Genomic DNA, 16,784 nt, shown 5'->3' with positions numbered 1-16,784 from the left:
CGCCGCGGCTACCCATCACGTCCTTGATCTATCAACCAGTCAAGGAGCGGGGAGCAGAGCTGTGATGCTCTGGGGAGGGGAAGGAGGTCATATTGGGCCACTGATGGTGGCCTATGACGAGCGGGGAGGAAGAGTTCTGGATCTGCTTACTCACCCGCAAACTTGCCACGGGAGATCTTGCAGGAAGCATCAGGCCCGATAGCTCCACTGAGCACAGGTAGGAATGCAAAGGGCCGATCTGTAGTGATGCTCACTCCACGGCATGGCCCAAGCTGGCCCCGCCCGGCGAAAGCTGAACCTGATAGGGGCGCAGGTTCCCTCCATCTGTCACGTACTGGTAGCTCGCGGTCCGGAGAGGGGAGGTGCATCCCTCGCTCACCAATGTCGATTGCGAGAACGGAGCCACCATCAGGTGTTCCACTACCTCTCCGCATTGCTTGCCAGCCTGGTCCGTCAGCCCAATATTGCTGAGGGTGACGTAATACGGTGAGGGGTTATCAATGGTGGGAGTGGATGCTCCCGCCTGAATTGTCCACTTGAGACCAGCGATGGCCTGTTGGGGTGTTTGCTCAAGCTTGGGGCGGAAGAACAACTTGAAATTATGCCGCAGGGCAACCTGTACGGTATTGGGATCACGTGGGGCCTGGGAAAGGTCGAGCACGCTAAGCAACAGATAGCTCTCGCGATCGCTGGGAAATCCATGGCCTTCGTAGAAAATCTCGACAGCCCCTTTCTCGCCGGGCTGGATAACCAACATTGGCTTGTTCAAGGCCAGAGGCAATTCTGCCTTGTGCCCATCGCCCCATCCGAGTGACGCTTGCGCCAGTGTCGGGTGCTTTCCCACGTTGGAGATGACGATGGAGAGCCGCTTTTGCCCCTCCTCAAAGATGAAACGATTCCTGCCATCGAAATCCAACTCTGCATGCGCAGGCAACGTCACTGCAAGAACAAGAAGCGACATCAGAACGCGTGCGCAGGCAATCAACTGACGCGGACCACCCAGGCGAAAGCCGCAGGATGGGTGTGAATCAATCTGGCCCGATTCCGAAGGGGCCTGTGTCAGCAGTAGAGTTTTCATAGAAGTGGCGGGATCCAGATGCAAATGAGGAGCAGGCGGGCCAATTACAGCCATACGGACTCTGTGAGACCCGCCCAATTTGCTAGAACTTTACCCAGTTGCCGGGTCGCTAAGTATCAGAACTATCTGAGCGGAGGCCATGATGCTTCCCGAATTGGCCAGACCGCGCGGCAAACGGGTCTTGTAGATCCAGTATCGGCCAATTAGCGCCCTCGCCGTGCCGACTTCGTAAGGCCGCTCACCCGCGCCTAACCCTCAGAAATAGCCATTAGCCGCATCATTTTGCACAACGTCGCAGGGATTGGACAGCTTTCCACAGCCAGCCAATTTCCCGCAAGCGAGCCATCGCTTTTTGACAAATCTAATGCGCTCCTGACCTCTCACATTTGACTCAGAACGCATCGTCGATCTGGGGTGTAAGAACAATCTTATGCCCCCTATCAGATCAATCGCGGCAACTTGCCCTTTTTGTCTCATTACGGGACGGCCCCCCTCGAACTTAAAGTTGAGCCACTCGATTAACGGTCCTGAAGTTCAAGCCTGATCGTGGTTCGGGTTCAACAACATCTTCAACTCAACTAGTGAGCAAACTCATGAAGAATCGTATTACTGCCGTTGCAGCTGCTGTCCTGTCCTTCGCCGCCGCCAATGCCATGGCGGCCCCAGGCGACGTCATCGGCGGCGGCAACATCGAGTTCAAGGGCAAGGTCAACTCTGACACCTGCTACGTCCAGAGCTCGACCGGTGACGCCAAGGTCATTCTGGTCGAAATGGGTGAAGTCAACACCGCCGACCTGACCAACAGCACCCTGGCAACGCCTGCTATGCCCCAGGGCGGCGATTTCGGCGCAGCCACTTTCGAAGTCACCTGCAGCGCCGCCACCAACGTGGAGATGAAATTCGCTGCCGCGGCTTCTCAGCTGGAAACCGGCAACAAGGTCCTGAAGCTCAACGGCGGCAGCACCGGTCCGACCCTGGCCGGCGGCCTGGGTATCGCGGTCTATCCGGACCGCTCCAACGCCACTGCCACCTCGGCCTTCGATCTGTCGACGGGCGCGCTGTTTGCAGCGAACCTGACGGCTGGCCAGAAGGTCCGCGCTAAGTTCGCCGCTGCCTACGTCAAGACCACCGGCGACGTCAAGGCCGGTACGGCTAACGCCACCCTGCCGTTCGTGATCGTTACCCAGTAACGACTGCGGTAACACAAGCCCCGAGGCGGGCCTGAACAGGCCCGCCTCTTTTTGTTTCAAGGTTCGGAATATGTCGCGACTTACTTCCTTCGCTATCGCTCTGGTGTTGTCCGTCCTGCCTCAACTGTCTTCCGCCAGTATTGCCCTCAATTCAACCCGGGTGATCCTGGAGAACGGAAAGAAGGAGGCTTCATTCAGCGTGAGAAACATGGGCGGCGATATCTTGGTTCAGTCTTGGCTGGACGAAGGCGCCGACGCCGAAACGGTCAAGCACTTCACGCTCACCCCGCAACTTGTCCGCGTCAAAGCGCAAAGTGAGCAGATCGTCCGCCTTCTCTATGAAGGTGTCGGAGCACCGACGGACAAAGAGAGCATGTTCTGGCTCAACGTCCAGGAAATCCCTCAACGAGAAGCGGGTGACTCCAGCCTTCAGATCGCTGTGCTGCAGCGAATCAAGGTGTTTTACCGGCCCAAAGGGTTGCCGGGATCGCTGAACGACGCCATCCGTAACATCGAATGGAGCTACACCAACGGCCAACTTCGAATTGCCAATCCGAGCGTCTATCACGTAACGCTGGTTGCACTCGCTGCAAGCGGAAAAGAATTCGAAAAGGCCCTGGTTATTGGCCCTGGCCAGGTACACACGATCGATGCATCGCCATCCAAAGGCGTCAGTGCACAAGGTTCGATCACTTATTTGGCAGTGACCGACTTCGGCTCCCAGAATCCCTATCGCGTTGTGCTGAAGGGAGAGCAAGCCACCAAGGGCGAGATCATCACGGGTGAGCAGTAACGCCCGAAATCCCGCTCGTCCCTTCAACTTCTGACGCGTAAATTTGGATGGTCTTAATGGTCCGCGCCCCCTTCCGCCTGCGAGTCCTCTCTTTGTCCATTGGCTGCGCGGTCAGCGCAATGGTGTCTGACATCAACCCGAGCTATGCGGGCACGTCAAGTGACCCCCAGTTGCTCGCGGGCATGTTCGACCCTGCGCTTATCCGCGGCGACAGCAATGTCGAATTCGGCAATCTTTTGGTCGAGGACGGCGGGGCCATGCTGCCCGGCACCTACCAGTTCGATGTACTGATCAACGGTGACGCCATCGGCAGACGCGATGTGCAAATGGTCAAGAAGGACGGTGAAGCACGGGTAGTGCCTTGCATCTCTGCGGAGATGTTGCAGGAACTCGGCGTGCAAAAGGCGCAGATAGATGCGCTGGTAGCGCAGAACTCTGACACCTGCCTGGACCTCAGCCTGCTCGACAAGCGCATTAAGGTAGAGTACGACCCGGGTCGGATTCGGCTCACAATCACCATTCCGCAGGCCTATATGGACGCAGGAAAGCGGGGGTATGTCGATGCAAGCCTGTGGGACTATGGCGTAAACGCCGGCTTCATGAATTACCAGGCCAATCTGCGCAACGATACCTATAACGGCCGCGCCAGCAAATCCTATTATCTTGGTTTCAACAATGGCCTGAACCTGGGTGGATGGCGCCTGCGCAATGAGTCGAACCTGAACAAGTCCGACAACATGCCTACCCAGTTCAAGAGCAACCGGACGTTTGTGCAGCACGATGTCACCAAGCTGAAGAGCCAGTTCTCCGCCGGCGAACTCTACAGTGGTTCCGACATTTTCGGCAGTGTGCGATTCCGCGGGGTCCAATTGTCTTCTGACGACGCGATGCTGGCTGACAGCGAGCGCGGGTATGCGCCGGTCGTGCGTGGCGTGGCCGAGACCAACGCCACAGTCGAAGTGCGTCAGAACGGCTATCTGTTGACCAGTGTGCCGGTCTCGCCGGGGCCATTTGCATTGGCTGACATCTATCCAAACGGCTCCAACGGCGACCTGGAAGTGACGATTATCGAGTCCGATGGGCGCCGACGGACCTTCCGGCAAGCCTACGCCAGCTTGCCGCTCATGGTTCGGCGCGGCACGGTGCGCTACAGCGCGGAATTCGGTCAGTACAAATCCACGGACAGTGAGGCGCCGAAGCCAACCTTCGGCTCCGCGTCAGGTATTTATGGTCTCACCGACAACGTCTCGATCGCAGGCGGGGTTTTGGCGGCGTCGGGCTACCAAGCAATTAACGTCGGTGTCGGCGGCAGTACTCCCATCGGCGCGCTCTCCCTCGACGTGACGAATTCGCGCAGCGTCAGCGGGGGCAAGACCAACAAGGGGCAAAGCGTGCGTGCGTTGTATTCCAAGACGCTTACCGAAACCAGCACCACATTCACGCTGGCAGCCTATCGCTACTCAACCGAAGGCTATCGAACATTCGACAACCATGTGTCCGACGTGCAGAACTCCAGAGGGGAGCGTGATCGAACTCGCTCTGGCTTCCTCTCTCGCTCGCGCCTGGACCTGTCGATAAACCAGCAACTGGGTAGCTCCGGACGCTATGGAAGTGTCTATTTGAACGGAACACATGAGAACTACTGGAACAACCAGCGTTCCAGCAGTGTCAGTGCTGGCTATGGCAACAACTGGGGGCGTGTCTCCTATAACCTGAGCTACACCAAATCTGCCACGCGCAGTCCTACCTCGCAGCCCCGTGACGACAACCAGGTCATGCTGTCGCTCTCCATTCCCCTGGGCATGGAGCGCCATGCGCCGAGCTTGTACTTGTCCAGCATGCGTACATCCGAAGGAACCTCGTCTACGGCGAGCGTGAACGGCTATGTGCCTGGTACCGACTACACCAGCTACTCGATTCAGGGCGCTCGCAGTCAAGATGGTGACGCATCCGGTTCGCTCGGACTGACCAGTGACCTCCCGGCCGCTCGCGTGGGCGGAAGCTACAGCACGGGCAGAAACTACCACTCCTATGGCTTGAACGCCTCGGGCTCAATCGTTGGCCATGCGGGCGGCATCAATTTCTCGCGAGAAGTGGGGGACAGCTTTGCACTGGTACACGTCGAAGGCGTCAAGGGCGTCGGCGTGGGCACCAACTCGCCGAAGACCTGGCTCAACGACTATACGATCTACCCCTACACGCAACCTTACCGTCTTAACACGGTGCGGCTGGACGCCGGGACCCTCGGCGCTGATACTGAAATTGAGTCACTGACCCAAACCGTCGTACCGCGCCGGGGAGCTATCGTTTCGACTAGCTTCAAGGGCTATTCAGGTCGTCGTGTGCAGATGAGCTTTAACTGGGCTGGCGGCAACCTGCCGATTGGCGCCGCGGTCGAGGACGAAGAGGAACGCCAGGTCGGCCTGGTCGATAACAATGGGCAGGCACTGTTGCTGCTCCGCCAGGATACCGGCCGGCTCAAGGTCAGCTGGCAGAATGGGGCCTGCGAGGTCACCTACAAGCTCTCCGAGCGCGACCCGGCGCGGTACTACGACAGGGCCGAGGAAACCTGCCGGTAACTCAACAGGTAAAGCTACGCGGCAAAAAGACTCCCCTGGCATGGTCTGACACAACATTTCTGGTAGGACATTTCGTACAATCACAATGGAAAATGAGAACGTGAAAGCAACGGAACTTCCGACGGAGGCTGTTATGGCGCAGCGTATTGTTATTGTTGATGATCATCCCTTGATGAGGATGGCTGTGCGCGTGGTTCTCGAGCGAGAGGGCTATGAAGTCGTCGCCGAATGCCACACCGGCGCCGATTGCATCCAAGCCGTGCGCAATTTGAAGCCCGACTTGGTGATCCTTGACCTGGGCATCCCGAAGTTGGACGGTTTCTCCGTCATCAGCCGCCTTCGGAATGCTAAGTCACCCGCCAATATTCTTGTTCTCACCTCCAGCGATGCCCGTAATTATGGGATGCGTTGTCTGCAGGCGGGCGCGGCTGGCTTTCTCTGCAAGGACGACAAGCTGGATGAATTGGCGGGTGCCGTGAAAGCCGTGCTCTCCGGCTACACCTACTTCCCCCGGGTTGTCGTCGACCTGCTGGCAGAACAGGGTCCGGTTGCCAAGGTCAGTCAATCCGAGGCTGAGCCTGCCTCGGAGCTTGCCGGTTTGACTGATCGAGAAATGACCATCCTTGGATTGCTGGCAAAGGGGATGAATAACCAGGAAATCGCTGGAATCCTGATGCTCAGCCATAAGACCGTCAGCACGTACAAGGTCAGGCTGATGGGCAAGCTCAATACCCCGAACATGGTGGCGCTTTTGAGGCTTGCGGAACGCAATGGAATTGCGACCACCTAACTTCTCCGCACCGCTTTTCGTTCAATCTGCATAGGGGCGCTATCCAACGATGGCGCCCCTATTCCATTGGGGGGTAGGGGCGTTGGAGGCCCCGCATCAGTCCAAACACCGGTATGACGCAACACCGCTAGCCAGAGAACGGGTGGTGTCACGCCGAAATGAACTACCAGCGAGAGTATGGGCCGCAGCAGAGCACGCCCCCTAAGGCGCAAGTGCTGGGACTATGCCCTTGAGACGAGCTAACCAGTTCGAACAATCTTCCTGCGCCGCATCAGACTGATTGCTCCTCAGTCCCTGAGGTGGCCTCTTCAGTTGCAGCGATCCAGACATTGGCAAGATGCTTCTGGTAGCGTGCATGCATCTGCACCAACATGTCGTCGAGTTCTTGCGAGACGCTGAGCAGATCCACTCCATCGGGCTTCCCCTCGCGGCAGGCCACCTGCAGCTTGATACACAACTGCGCAAGCCTATTGTCGTTGAGGACGCCCGCAATCCCCAGCATCTGGTGAGCCAACACACCGAGATCTGCAAGATCCTGTTCTTTGGTTGGTCGCTGCAATCGAGCTCGGGCATCGACCAGTGATTTCACCACCTCCAGGGCCACGTTTCTGGCTTTGGCCAGGTCTCCGCCGGTAAGGGTCAGAATCGCATCGAAATCGCGCTTCGAATGAGCCGGCGATGCTTGAGTCTGCATGTCTAGTGCAATCGGATCAGCAGCTCTCACTGACGCATCCGGCGCTTGTGCCAAGCGCCCGGACCAAGTGGCAATCTGGCCTTTAAGCGCGTCCAGCCCCAGCGGCTTGAGCGTGCATTCGTCCATTCCCGCCCTAAGACAACGATCGATCTCCTCTCGCTGCGCATCGGCCGTCAGGCCCAGGATCATGCATCGTGGCCTACCCGATGACGCTTCTTCACTGCGGATCGCCGCCGCCAGATCCACGCCTTTCATGCCAGGCATCTGGCAGTCGGTGATCACTATGTCGAAGCTGCCGGCGCGCCACAGCTCGAGCGCAAGCTCTCCGCTTTCCACGGCCTCGAATTCCTGGCCCAGGAACTCCAATTGCTGGCAGAGCAATTGTCGGTGAATCGCGTAATCATCGACAACGAGCACACGGAGTCGACGTGCCTCACGTACATCCATTGGGCTGATTGCGGGGAGGTTGCCGTGTTCGTCCGGTGTATCCAAAGGAATCGCGGGCATCTGATGGAGGGCCAAGACGATGACTACGCTGGTCCCCGCACCAGGCGAGCTTCGCATTGTCAGGCTCCCCCCCATCAGCTCGCAGAGGGAGCGCGAGATAGCCAGCCCGAGCCCTGCGCCAGCTTGGCCAGAGATATCTTGCTTCACCTGGGAAAACGGCTGGAACAAGCGCTGTTGATCGGTCTGCGAAATGCCAATGCCGGTATCTGCGACCGTCAGTTCCATCTGGATCCTGTCGTCAGCCATGGTGCGTCCCAGTGCACTGATCTTGACTTGCCCAACAGCGGTAAATTTGATGGCATTGCTGACCAGGTTGGACAGGATCTGCTTGACCCGAACAGGGTCGATAAGGAAGTCTCCCCCGATGCTCGAATCAAGTTCCAACGCCAAGTTCAACCCCTTTTGACGAGCCAACCCGTCGAACACCAGCGCTACCGATTCGATCAAGTCTATGAGATCGGTGCGCACCGGCGCCAAGGTCAGCCGCCCTGATTCAATTCTGACGACATCCAGCACATCCCCGATGAGGCCGAGCAACCCATTTGCACTGCTGTGGGCGACCTGAATGCCATGCCGATCAAGCACGCCCTTATCCGCTTGACGTTGTACCAGCTCCAGTGTGCCAATCACGGCGCTTAGCGGCGTTCGGATTTCATGGCTCATCGTGGCCAGGAAGTTGGTCTTCTGTCTGCTGGACTGCATCGCCTGCTCACGGGCATTCTCGACCTCGCCAATCAGGTGCTCCAGCTCCATGATCATCTGTTGTTGCTCAGTGACGTCCAGCCAGCCACAGATCACGCCTTGCATGGCGCCGGCCGCATCATGAAACGGCTGGACCCAGTGATCTATCCAGCGCTCTTCATTATTCATGTGGATCTTTCGCAGCGCCCGAATGGGTTCGTTCCTCCCGATGGCATGCAGATATGCATCGTGCAGGGACTGGGCAGCCCCAAATTTCGATGTGCTCTCAATGACCGTCTTGCCTTTCAGCTCGGCCACGCTGGCGCCCACTGCCTCTTCGTAGCTGTGCGTTGCACCGACCAATCTGCCCTGCAGATCCCGCACATAGATGGGTTGCGGCGTGGCCGCGCTCAGTGCATCGATCAGTTTGAGTTGGTCGTTTGCCACCTTTTCAGACGCGATTCGCTTGGCGACCTGAGCTCGCAGGTAGAGCGCCCAGACAATGAAGATGCCTACCAGTAGCGCGGCAGCAGCAATGATGAACTGGATAACTTGCCTATGATCTCGCCATGTTTGGCCGCTCATCGCCGGGTTGGGGCGCCACCGGCTGGCAATGGCATTCATTTCCTCTGGCGGGATATCCAGGATGACCTTGGAAAGAATCGACTGCAGTTCGACGTCGGTGCGGCGCATCGCAAAGTGGCCGAGCGCTGTGTCGTCGTCAACAATCCCGCTTACCGCCAGCTTGTCTTCGTAGAGCTTCGATATGTAGTAGCGCCCCAGGATCAACCCGATCACGGCCGCATCGGCATTGCCGGCCGCCACTTCCTGCAGAGAGTCCAGTGATGTCGCAGTTTCAACGAGCTTGATCTCGGGGTAATTCTCCGCAATGTCCTTCATGCATGCATGGCCTTTGGCAATAGCCAGACGCCTGCCTTTCAGATCCTTGAGTTGGCCGTAGGCGCGCACGTTCTCGCGGCGGGTGAGCAGCGAATAGGTCGTGGTCACGATGGGGGGAGAGAATCGCAGGATCGCTTCACGCTCCGGCGTTCGGCTGATCACGCTCAAGTCGGCCTTGCCGTCCCTGACCGCATTGACGAGCGATGCGAAATCATCGACACGCTCGACCCTGAAGTGCAGCCCTGTCCTTTGGGTCACAAGATCAAGTATGTCGGCCGCCATCCCATTGAAGTTTCCGTCCTTGTCCACAAAGGACACTGGCGCCTGGTCATCATTGACGGCAAGCGACACGACAGGGTGGTTCGCCATCCAGGCCTGCTCGTCCGGTGTCAACCGCAGCTTCGCCTCGGGGAGGTCATAGCCCCCGCCGACCCACCTGCGGCTCAATGACTCGAGTTTCGCCTTGCCAAAGGCTGTCAGTGCGGTGTTGACGATGTGGATCAGCGTCCGATCCTCTTCTCTCAGAGCGAATGCAAAGCCTCGCGATTCGATCGGCATCAGGCGCTCGATCTTGATGTAGTTGAAGTAGCTGTGGTTGATCAGGTATCGGGCCGACAGCGAGTCGCCAAGGAACAGGTCGGTCCTGTTGAATGCGGTTGATGCCATCGCCTGTCCGCTCGACCGATACTTGACGAAGGTCGCTGCGGGATACTTGGCCGCCAGTGTGTTGTCGTCCAGATAGCCTTCCTTGAAGGCGATCCTCATGCCCGCCAAGTCGTCAGGAAATACCCTACTGTCCTTGGGCCTCCGGTAGATGGCCGGGATGTCCACCGCGTAAGGGGCCGAGAGAGCGATCTTGCTCCCAGCCGTCTTCATGCTCGAAACACCGGCGAGCAGATCGAGTTGGCCCTCCTTCAAGGCATCGACCGCCTGTTCACGACTCGCGTACCGCAGCACACGGACCTTGAGATGAAGTTGGCTGGCCAACAGTGAGGCCACGTCCGCGGTTATGCCCTTGAGGTCCGGGTCTCTCGAAATATCAAAAGGAGGCAAACCTGGCTCGACCACACCTAGGGTTAGGATGTTCTTGCGGCGCAGAAACGCCCATTCGTCCGGGGTCAGGGGGGGCTCGTGTTCTGCTGGGCTAACCGAGCTCAGCAGAGAGAGTTCAACGGGCCCCTGCGTCTCGCTGGACACGCCGGGGGTGGCCGTTGCACGCAGAGAGCACAGAATCAAGAGGGCAAACGAGAAGACGATGCGACGCATTTAGGAAACTCCGCTGTGGAGCCAGCCAGGGGCAAGGCCACGGCATAGTCGTCACCATCAGCAAAGAGTTGGCGATCGCGATGCCTTGTTCAGCACGTAGGTGTTCGCCAGCCGGGCGTCGAAGAACGGGGCTGCGCGTTCGCTCAATCCGACGTCGCTGGAGGTCCGCAGACACAGGGTTGAGGATGGCGATGAATCTTACTTGGAACAATCCGACATTTCGCCGGGAGGCAGCTGGGGGCTATGTGGTTTATTTATGCAAGTTAGCCAAATCTGATCGGAAATCAGATCAGATGCATCCCGAATTCTTGGGGTGCCTATGGATAGGTGGTGTCAGAGTGTTCTGATGTCGTGCGGTAGTGAGCGTCTTTTGCCCGCTCACCCAGCAAAGCGGCATCCTTCGGCAGGCATCACGAAGGAATCAGGCTATGGAGATTCCAAGCAATGCCGGCGAGACCTTCGAGCAATGAGCTTGGAGAACAAGGCAAATCCAGGCAGACCAAGAGTCTATCCTGTGGCCGCAACCCCAGCGATAGCTTGGAAGGCGCATCTATCGGCGATTGAAGATCGCCGTGCTACGCCCAGGAATGGGCGTAGTTGGCGTGAACCGAATTTCTGGAGAGTACGCCCTCAGTCGTAGCTGATGCGCACCACCGTGGACATCACTGCGCTACCCGGCGCGGCTGTGAGTAGAACCCGGCCGCCCTGCTCACCAAAGTGACATCCTCCGGCTGGCATGGTGAAGGGCGCTGATTGCGGTGATTCCACGCATTGTCCGCGCACTCCTGCGGCGAGGTGCGCGGTCGGCAAGGCAACGGCTACGCTGACCCGCGATCTGTCTTGCGGTCGCAGCTCCAGTTCCAGCTGAGAGACCCTCTGTGAAGGCGCTTGAACAATGGGTGAGGAAGTTGCGATGAGTCGCAGCGGTGGGGTAACGATCCTTCCCGTGAACTGAATGAAGCCGGAAGTCACTTGCGAGGCCCCAGCTGCAGAGCAGCAACCTAGCAGGGCGGCAAGTGTCAGGGTGCGACCTATTGATATGCGATGCACAGCCATGGCTACTCCTCGAATCTGAATCGTTCCGTTAGGTGCAGCGGCGAACTCGCCGTCTCCCATCTTGCTAACGGCAGATTCATCTGATTCTTAAGTAACGCTCTCGTCTTGATCTTTAAGAACTATCCACGCAAAGCCGGGATCATTCCGCATTCCCTCTGACTCGGGCCGGCACTAAGCTCAGATCGATGATGTCATCCATACATAAAACCTCCCCTAACAAGGCTCAACTCTTCTGCGCCCAAGCTCAGCAGGTGTTTGCAGCCGCTGCCTCTGCGAGGACTGAGTCCTCGGGGAATTTCAGGCCTCACTTTATGCACGACAGATCGCATGCTGGCGCCACTGGCGCAGGAGTGTCACCCATGTGCTATCGCATCCTCGTTGTCGAGGACCATCCATTAGTACGCGCGAGCACGATGTCCGTGCTGCAAGCCTCAGGCCATCACCAGGTGAAGGGCGCCAAGGACGGGGGAGAGGCGTTGCAACTGCTCGCTGAGCAACCCTATGACCTGGTAGTTAGTGATCTACGCATGCCGGGCATTGACGGTGTACAGTTGATTGAGCGGTTCCCCATTGAGGACCGGACCAGCCCAGCACTTGCCATCGTCAGCGGCGATGCGCAGCCGATTCTATCGGGGGCCTATCAGGCGGCGCGAGCGCGAGGCCTGAAAGTGTTAGGGGCCTACCCCAAGCCGTTCTCGAAAGACGCCGCAGAAGAGCTGCTTCTGGCGCTTGACAGGCGAGCGGCTGTTCCCGCGGCAAAAAAGAATGTTGTTTATGACAATCCGGCCGACATGCTCATCAATGCGCTGGAATGTCAGGACATCCAGGCTTGGTTTCAGCCCAAGTACTCGTTGTCCGAGCGGCGTATTGTGGGCGTAGAAGCCTTGGCGCGCTGGCTGCATCCTCAATTGGGCCTGTTGCTTCCCCACGCGTTCATGCCGGACATGCAGCGTGAAGGGCTTTACGAGAGGCTTCTTTGGGTGATCTTGCGACAGACGATTACAGCCCTGAAGTACTGGAAGTCACTGGGTCATGAAGTCATGGGATCAGTGAACCTTCATACCCGTCTGTTGGATGACGTTACCCTTCCGGAGCGTCTTCACGCATTCGTCACCGAGATGGGAGTGTCGCCCGGAAGCATCTGCTTCGAGTTGACAGAGAACACCACGACTACGGAAGCATGCAGCTATTACAGTGGAGCGTCCCGCCTGCGCATGATGCAGTTCGGCCTGTCGCAAGACGATTTCGGCACAGGTTACAGTTCCTTCTACCGCTTGGTGGCCACACCGTTTACGGAAATGAAGCTCGACCGAAGCCTGGTGCAGAGTTCCGTCAAGCATGAGGCCTTTCGCAAAGCGCTTACCAGTCTGATCCATCTCGGAAAAGAGCTTGGCTTGAACGTGGTCGCCGAAGGTGTGGAGACCCACGAGGAACTGGAGCTGCTGCGTTCGCTCGGCTGCGACATGATTCAAGGGTTCTTGGTTTCTCCTGCGGTCGATCGGGATGCCCTGGGAGAGTTGCTCGTTTCGAAAGACCCCTATCTTCTGTAACTCAGCCCGCGGTTGGAGAGCTTTCCTCAGCTCTCATCGCGGGCGAGGAGATCACGCAGGGCCACTTCCATTTTTTGTAGCAGCGCACAGTATTTCTCTCCCTTAACCCGTAGCTCGGCTGCAGTTCCGTGTCCTGCGCAAACTTCCAGATCGTGGCAGGCGTCCAGCACAATTGCCGCATTGATCATACGGGCCGTCCCCTTGGTGCGATGCGCTAGCGCCGCGATGCCGATCCGGTCCTGCTTGGCTAGCAGAGGCTCCAATGCTGCCAGGTCATCTTGATTGCTCTGAATGATCCCGGCTATCAATCGCTTGACCAATTCCAAATCCCCACCCCCCAACGCCACGATCGACTCTGGGTCGAACAGGGTAGCGTTGGCGTCGCCAATCAAAGGCGTCTGAACGGGCAAGTTGGACGAGGGAGGTGTATTCATGATTCCACGGGTTCCAGATAAGATTGGCCGAAGTTGACCTTCCATTGACCTGGACGGGCCGACTTGTTGTGCAGTTGCAAGAATAACGTGGTTCGAACTTTGGAGATATCCGGCAAATCGCTATAGTGACGATCGGGGCCAAGCCGTGCCCACGCTGCCATCCAAGGAACTGCGACTGATTATGAGGGAAGCCTTCTCTCCAACTGCCGGCCGGCACTTTCATCAATGGCCCACCGCAGGGAGGGCCGGTTTCGCGCTATCTAACGCTGTTTTTCGCCTATGCGCCTTTGCCGTGGTGCTCTGGCTGCTGCTTGCCGCGTGTTCCAGCGTAGCAGCCCCTGCCGACTCCCAATACGTAATGGTGGCCGGTACCAGCTCATCCACACAACCTTGGCTCACGCCCGCAGACCGCCAATGGCTTACCGAGCGCGGGCCGCTCGTCGTGGGGATGATGCCCCCTGGCTATCCGCCCTTGAGCGTCATGAGCGGCGACCGGATCCGCGGGGTAACCGTCGACTACCTGGCGCTCCTGCTGGAGGCGCCGCCTACCGTGCGGATGTTTCCTTCCTGGGAAGCTGCGCTGGATGCGCTGGAGCGGGGCGAGATTGATCTTTTGGGCGGCGGAACTGAACTTGCAGCCACCAATCACAAGCTCCTGTTGAGCCGAGCCTACCTACAGGACCAGCCGGCACTGATAACCCGCCGCGGAGCGCCCTTTGACCGGAAGGCTCCGGTTTCCCGCATCGCGATGGTGACGAGTTATCGCACCAGCGATCAAGTCCGGGCTGTCTACCCCAATAGCAAAATCCTGCGGTACGCCACGCCGAAGTTGGCGGCGGAAGCCGTCAGCCTGGGCGTCGCGGATGCCGCCATTATCGACGCCGTTGCCGCGCACTATGCCATCAACACCTACTACCTGCTGAATCTGCGCATCGAGAATTTTGCACCGCTGGAGGCTGAAGGATTCGGATTTCTGGTTCGCGGCACCGATACAAGACTTCATGCGCTGATCAATCGCACGCTCCCTCAAATCACCGCAACCTATGGTGATGACATCTTGCGCAGTTGGAGCGCAGGCAGACACCTGCGGCTCAGCGATAGCAAGATTGCGTTGACACCTGCGGAGAACCGCTGGCTGTCCTCGCACCCCGTGGTGCCGGTGGTGATAAACGATACGCTCGGTGCGCTTGGCCAGCGCGATACGCTGGGCGGTGCGGTGGGTATCGGGCCGGACTACCTGGACCTGATCGGTCAGCGCAGCGGCCTTCAGTTCAAGTATATCTACGCCAGTAACTATACCCAGGTTGGCAACCTGTTGCGTGAAGGTAAGGCGATGCTAACGCCGATCATGTCTACGGAGACCGAACCGGACGGAAGTGTTGAGCTCTTGCCTCCGTATTTGCCAAGTTCTGTTGTGTTGATGACCCGCGGCGTTCCGAACTTTGGTCATGGCGACACATTTGATGCTTATGACCTGAACGATCTACGTGGTAAGCGCCTTGCATCGCCATCGGGCTACTTCATCAACTCAATCATTGAGCAACAGTATCCGGACATCAAACTGCAGATCTACCCGGACTTCTTGGAGGCCATGCGCAGCGTCGACGAGGGCCGTAGCGACGCATTTGTCGGAAGCGAGTACACCGGCCGATTCATCTCGGCCCAAAGCTTCAACGACCGTATAACAGTTACCGGAGTTCTGTCTGAGTTCGAACGTCCAGTCAGCATCGGAGCTACGGTCAAGGAGCCCTTGCTGATAAGCATCCTTGAAAAAGCACAGTATGCGGTCGCTCCGGAAGAGCTCGCCGATATCATACAAAAGTGGGGGCCCCGTTACCCTGCATCCGGCCTTGATTTCTGGCGAGACCATCGCGCGAACATCCTGCAGCTGATCGCCGCATTCGGCGTGGTGCTGGTGCTCTCGCTGGTCTGGGGCTTCTACCTTTTTCGCCAGGTTCAGCGGGCTCGCCGAGCCGAGAAACAACTGCAAATCGCACGGGAAAAGGCGGAAGCGGCCAATCAGGCGAAGAGCGTCTTCCTGTCGACGATGAGCCACGAGATCCGCACGCCCCTGAACGCCATCATCGGCTTGCAGGAGTTGGTGCTTGAGCGCGCTCAACAAGGAAAAATTGAATCAGGCCTTCTAGGTACCGCCCAAGATGCCGCTCGCGGCCTGCTTCTGTTGCTGGGCAATGTCCTGGATCTTGCTCGAATTGAAAGCGGCCGCGTCGACTCTGCTCCCAAGCCCGTCATGGTTCGCGCAGAGATCGAGGGGATCGTTCCTCTTGTCGTGGGCATGGCCCGCCAGAAAGGCCTGGCGCTTAAGGCGACCCTGGAGGGTGATGTTGACCAGTGGGTTCTCATGGACCGCATGCACTTCCGGCAAGTGCTATTCAATTTGCTGAGCAATGCGATCAAGTTCACCGAGCAAGGCGGGGTGACGCTACGAGCCGTAGCAAATGTGAAAGCGCGGCCAGGCCACCTCCAATTGCGCGTAGAAGTCGTCGATACCGGGATCGGCATTTCCCCACAGGATCAAGTGACGCTCTTTGAGCCGTTCAGCCAGGTTGAATCAGCACAAGAGGCCCAGCCCTTCGGCACCGGGTTGGGCTTGAGCATCAGTCGGCGTCTGGTAGGACTGCTGGGCGGGACGCTGAGTGTGCAAAGTGAGGTCGGTAAAGGAACATGCTTTTGCGTGCTGCTCGAATTGCCACTTTGTGAGGCGCCCAGCCCCACGGACGATGTCGCAGCGCCCGTGCCACGCGTTGCCGCGCCCACGCAGCACCAAGTGGCGTTGTCCATCCTAGCGGTCGACGACAATCTGGCCAACCGGATTACCCTCGAGGCGCAACTCGAGCGGCTGGGCCACCAGGTCACCCTGGCGGTTGATGGTCAGAGCGCATGGGAGCTGTGGCAGGCGGGGACTTTTGACCTTGTCGTCACGGACGGCCAGATGCCGCGAATGAATGGTTATGAGCTCTCCGAGAAGATCCGCGCGGAAGAGGCGAACAGTGGTAGACGCCGTTGCTACATCCTCGGGTGCACGGCAAGCGCCGAGGAAGAGGAGGCTTATCGTGGCATCGATGCGGGAATGGATCGAATCTTGTTCAAGCCGATAACGCTCGAGATTCTGGAGCAGGCACTGCGCGAAATCATGCCATAGCTGATCTGCGGGCAGTCAGCCTGCGTCTGTCCGCAGAATCAGATATATCTCCGGATGACCAAGACACGTCCTCTTGGTCGCGATCTGCATCCGCCATTAGCAT

General features: G+C 58.2%; 9 protein-coding genes. 6 read left to right on the top strand and 3 right to left on the bottom strand.

The features are described from left to right. Positions 1–250: 250 nt before the first annotated feature. A complete protein-coding gene (locus PVZ80_RS19115; RefSeq protein WP_273864390.1) occupies positions 251–1,078 on the bottom strand; it encodes a fimbrial biogenesis chaperone in 828 nt (275 codons plus the stop codon). A gap of 593 nt (positions 1,079–1,671) precedes the next feature. Here PVZ80_RS19115 and PVZ80_RS19110 point away from each other — a divergent pair. The 4 genes from PVZ80_RS19110 (at position 1,672) to PVZ80_RS19095 (ending at position 6,430) form a co-directional block, all read left to right on the top strand. Then, a complete protein-coding gene (locus PVZ80_RS19110; RefSeq protein WP_273864389.1) occupies positions 1,672–2,268 on the top strand; it encodes a fimbrial protein in 597 nt (198 codons plus the stop codon). Positions 2,269–2,338: 70 nt separating this feature from the next. Beyond that, the gene (locus PVZ80_RS19105) at positions 2,339–3,061 is read left to right on the top strand and encodes a fimbrial biogenesis chaperone (protein ID WP_273864388.1); all 723 of its coding nucleotides are present in this window, start codon (positions 2,339–2,341) and stop codon (positions 3,059–3,061) included. A 56-nt stretch (positions 3,062–3,117) separates the two neighbouring features. Continuing rightward, a complete protein-coding gene (locus PVZ80_RS19100) occupies positions 3,118–5,640 on the top strand; it encodes a fimbria/pilus outer membrane usher protein (protein WP_273864387.1) in 2,523 nt (840 codons plus the stop codon). Between the two features lie 133 nt (positions 5,641–5,773). Continuing rightward, positions 5,774–6,430: a response regulator transcription factor gene (locus PVZ80_RS19095; RefSeq protein ID WP_273829701.1), complete on the top strand. Its 657-nt coding sequence runs from the start codon at positions 5,774–5,776 to the stop codon at positions 6,428–6,430. A 271-nt stretch (positions 6,431–6,701) separates the two neighbouring features. On the opposite strand, the gene PVZ80_RS19090 is transcribed toward PVZ80_RS19095, so the two are convergent. Next, positions 6,702–10,478: a transporter substrate-binding domain-containing protein gene (locus tag PVZ80_RS19090; RefSeq protein ID WP_273829702.1), complete on the bottom strand. Its 3,777-nt coding sequence runs from the start codon at positions 10,476–10,478 to the stop codon at positions 6,702–6,704. A gap of 1,415 nt (positions 10,479–11,893) precedes the next feature. On the opposite strand from PVZ80_RS19090, the gene PVZ80_RS19085 reads away from it, so the two are divergent. Then, on the top strand, positions 11,894–13,084 hold the full coding sequence (locus tag PVZ80_RS19085; RefSeq protein ID WP_273829703.1) for an EAL domain-containing response regulator: 1,191 nt from the start codon (positions 11,894–11,896) through the stop codon (positions 13,082–13,084). A 26-nt stretch (positions 13,085–13,110) separates the two neighbouring features. Here PVZ80_RS19085 and PVZ80_RS19080 read toward each other — a convergent pair whose 3' ends face one another. Next, positions 13,111–13,518, bottom strand: a complete 408-nt coding sequence (locus tag PVZ80_RS19080) for an Hpt domain-containing protein (protein ID WP_273829704.1) — start codon at positions 13,516–13,518, stop codon at positions 13,111–13,113. A 181-nt stretch (positions 13,519–13,699) separates the two neighbouring features. Between PVZ80_RS19080 and PVZ80_RS19075 the strand changes: the two genes are divergently transcribed. Further along, positions 13,700–16,681, top strand: coding sequence for an ATP-binding protein (locus PVZ80_RS19075; RefSeq protein ID WP_273864386.1), 2,982 nt, complete (start codon positions 13,700–13,702; stop codon positions 16,679–16,681). Positions 16,682–16,784: the final 103 nt, after the last annotated feature.

The organism is Pseudomonas sp. B3G-3, assembly GCF_028640915.1.
GTDB classification, from domain to species: domain Bacteria; phylum Pseudomonadota; class Gammaproteobacteria; order Pseudomonadales; family Pseudomonadaceae; genus Aquipseudomonas; species Aquipseudomonas chlororaphis_I.
The sequence above is the reverse complement of the archived record's forward strand: the minus strand, read 5'-3'. Positions and strand labels throughout refer to the sequence as shown.

Bases quoted from the DNA above. Each gene is read 5' to 3' on its own strand.
- PVZ80_RS19115 (WP_273864390.1), bottom strand. From the start codon at position 1,078: ATGAAAACTCTACTGCTGACACAGGCCCCTTCGGAATCGGGCCAGATT.
- PVZ80_RS19110 (WP_273864389.1), top strand. From the start codon at position 1,672: ATGAAGAATCGTATTACTGCCGTTGCAGCTGCTGTCCTGTCCTTCGCC.
- PVZ80_RS19105 (WP_273864388.1), top strand. From the start codon at position 2,339: ATGTCGCGACTTACTTCCTTCGCTATCGCTCTGGTGTTGTCCGTCCTG.
- PVZ80_RS19100 (WP_273864387.1), top strand. From the start codon at position 3,118: ATGGTCCGCGCCCCCTTCCGCCTGCGAGTCCTCTCTTTGTCCATTGGC.
- PVZ80_RS19095 (WP_273829701.1), top strand. From the start codon at position 5,774: ATGGCGCAGCGTATTGTTATTGTTGATGATCATCCCTTGATGAGGATG.
- PVZ80_RS19090 (WP_273829702.1), bottom strand. From the start codon at position 10,478: ATGCGTCGCATCGTCTTCTCGTTTGCCCTCTTGATTCTGTGCTCTCTG.
- PVZ80_RS19085 (WP_273829703.1), top strand. From the start codon at position 11,894: ATGTGCTATCGCATCCTCGTTGTCGAGGACCATCCATTAGTACGCGCG.
- PVZ80_RS19080 (WP_273829704.1), bottom strand. From the start codon at position 13,518: ATGAATACACCTCCCTCGTCCAACTTGCCCGTTCAGACGCCTTTGATT.
- PVZ80_RS19075 (WP_273864386.1), top strand. From the start codon at position 13,700: ATGAGGGAAGCCTTCTCTCCAACTGCCGGCCGGCACTTTCATCAATGG.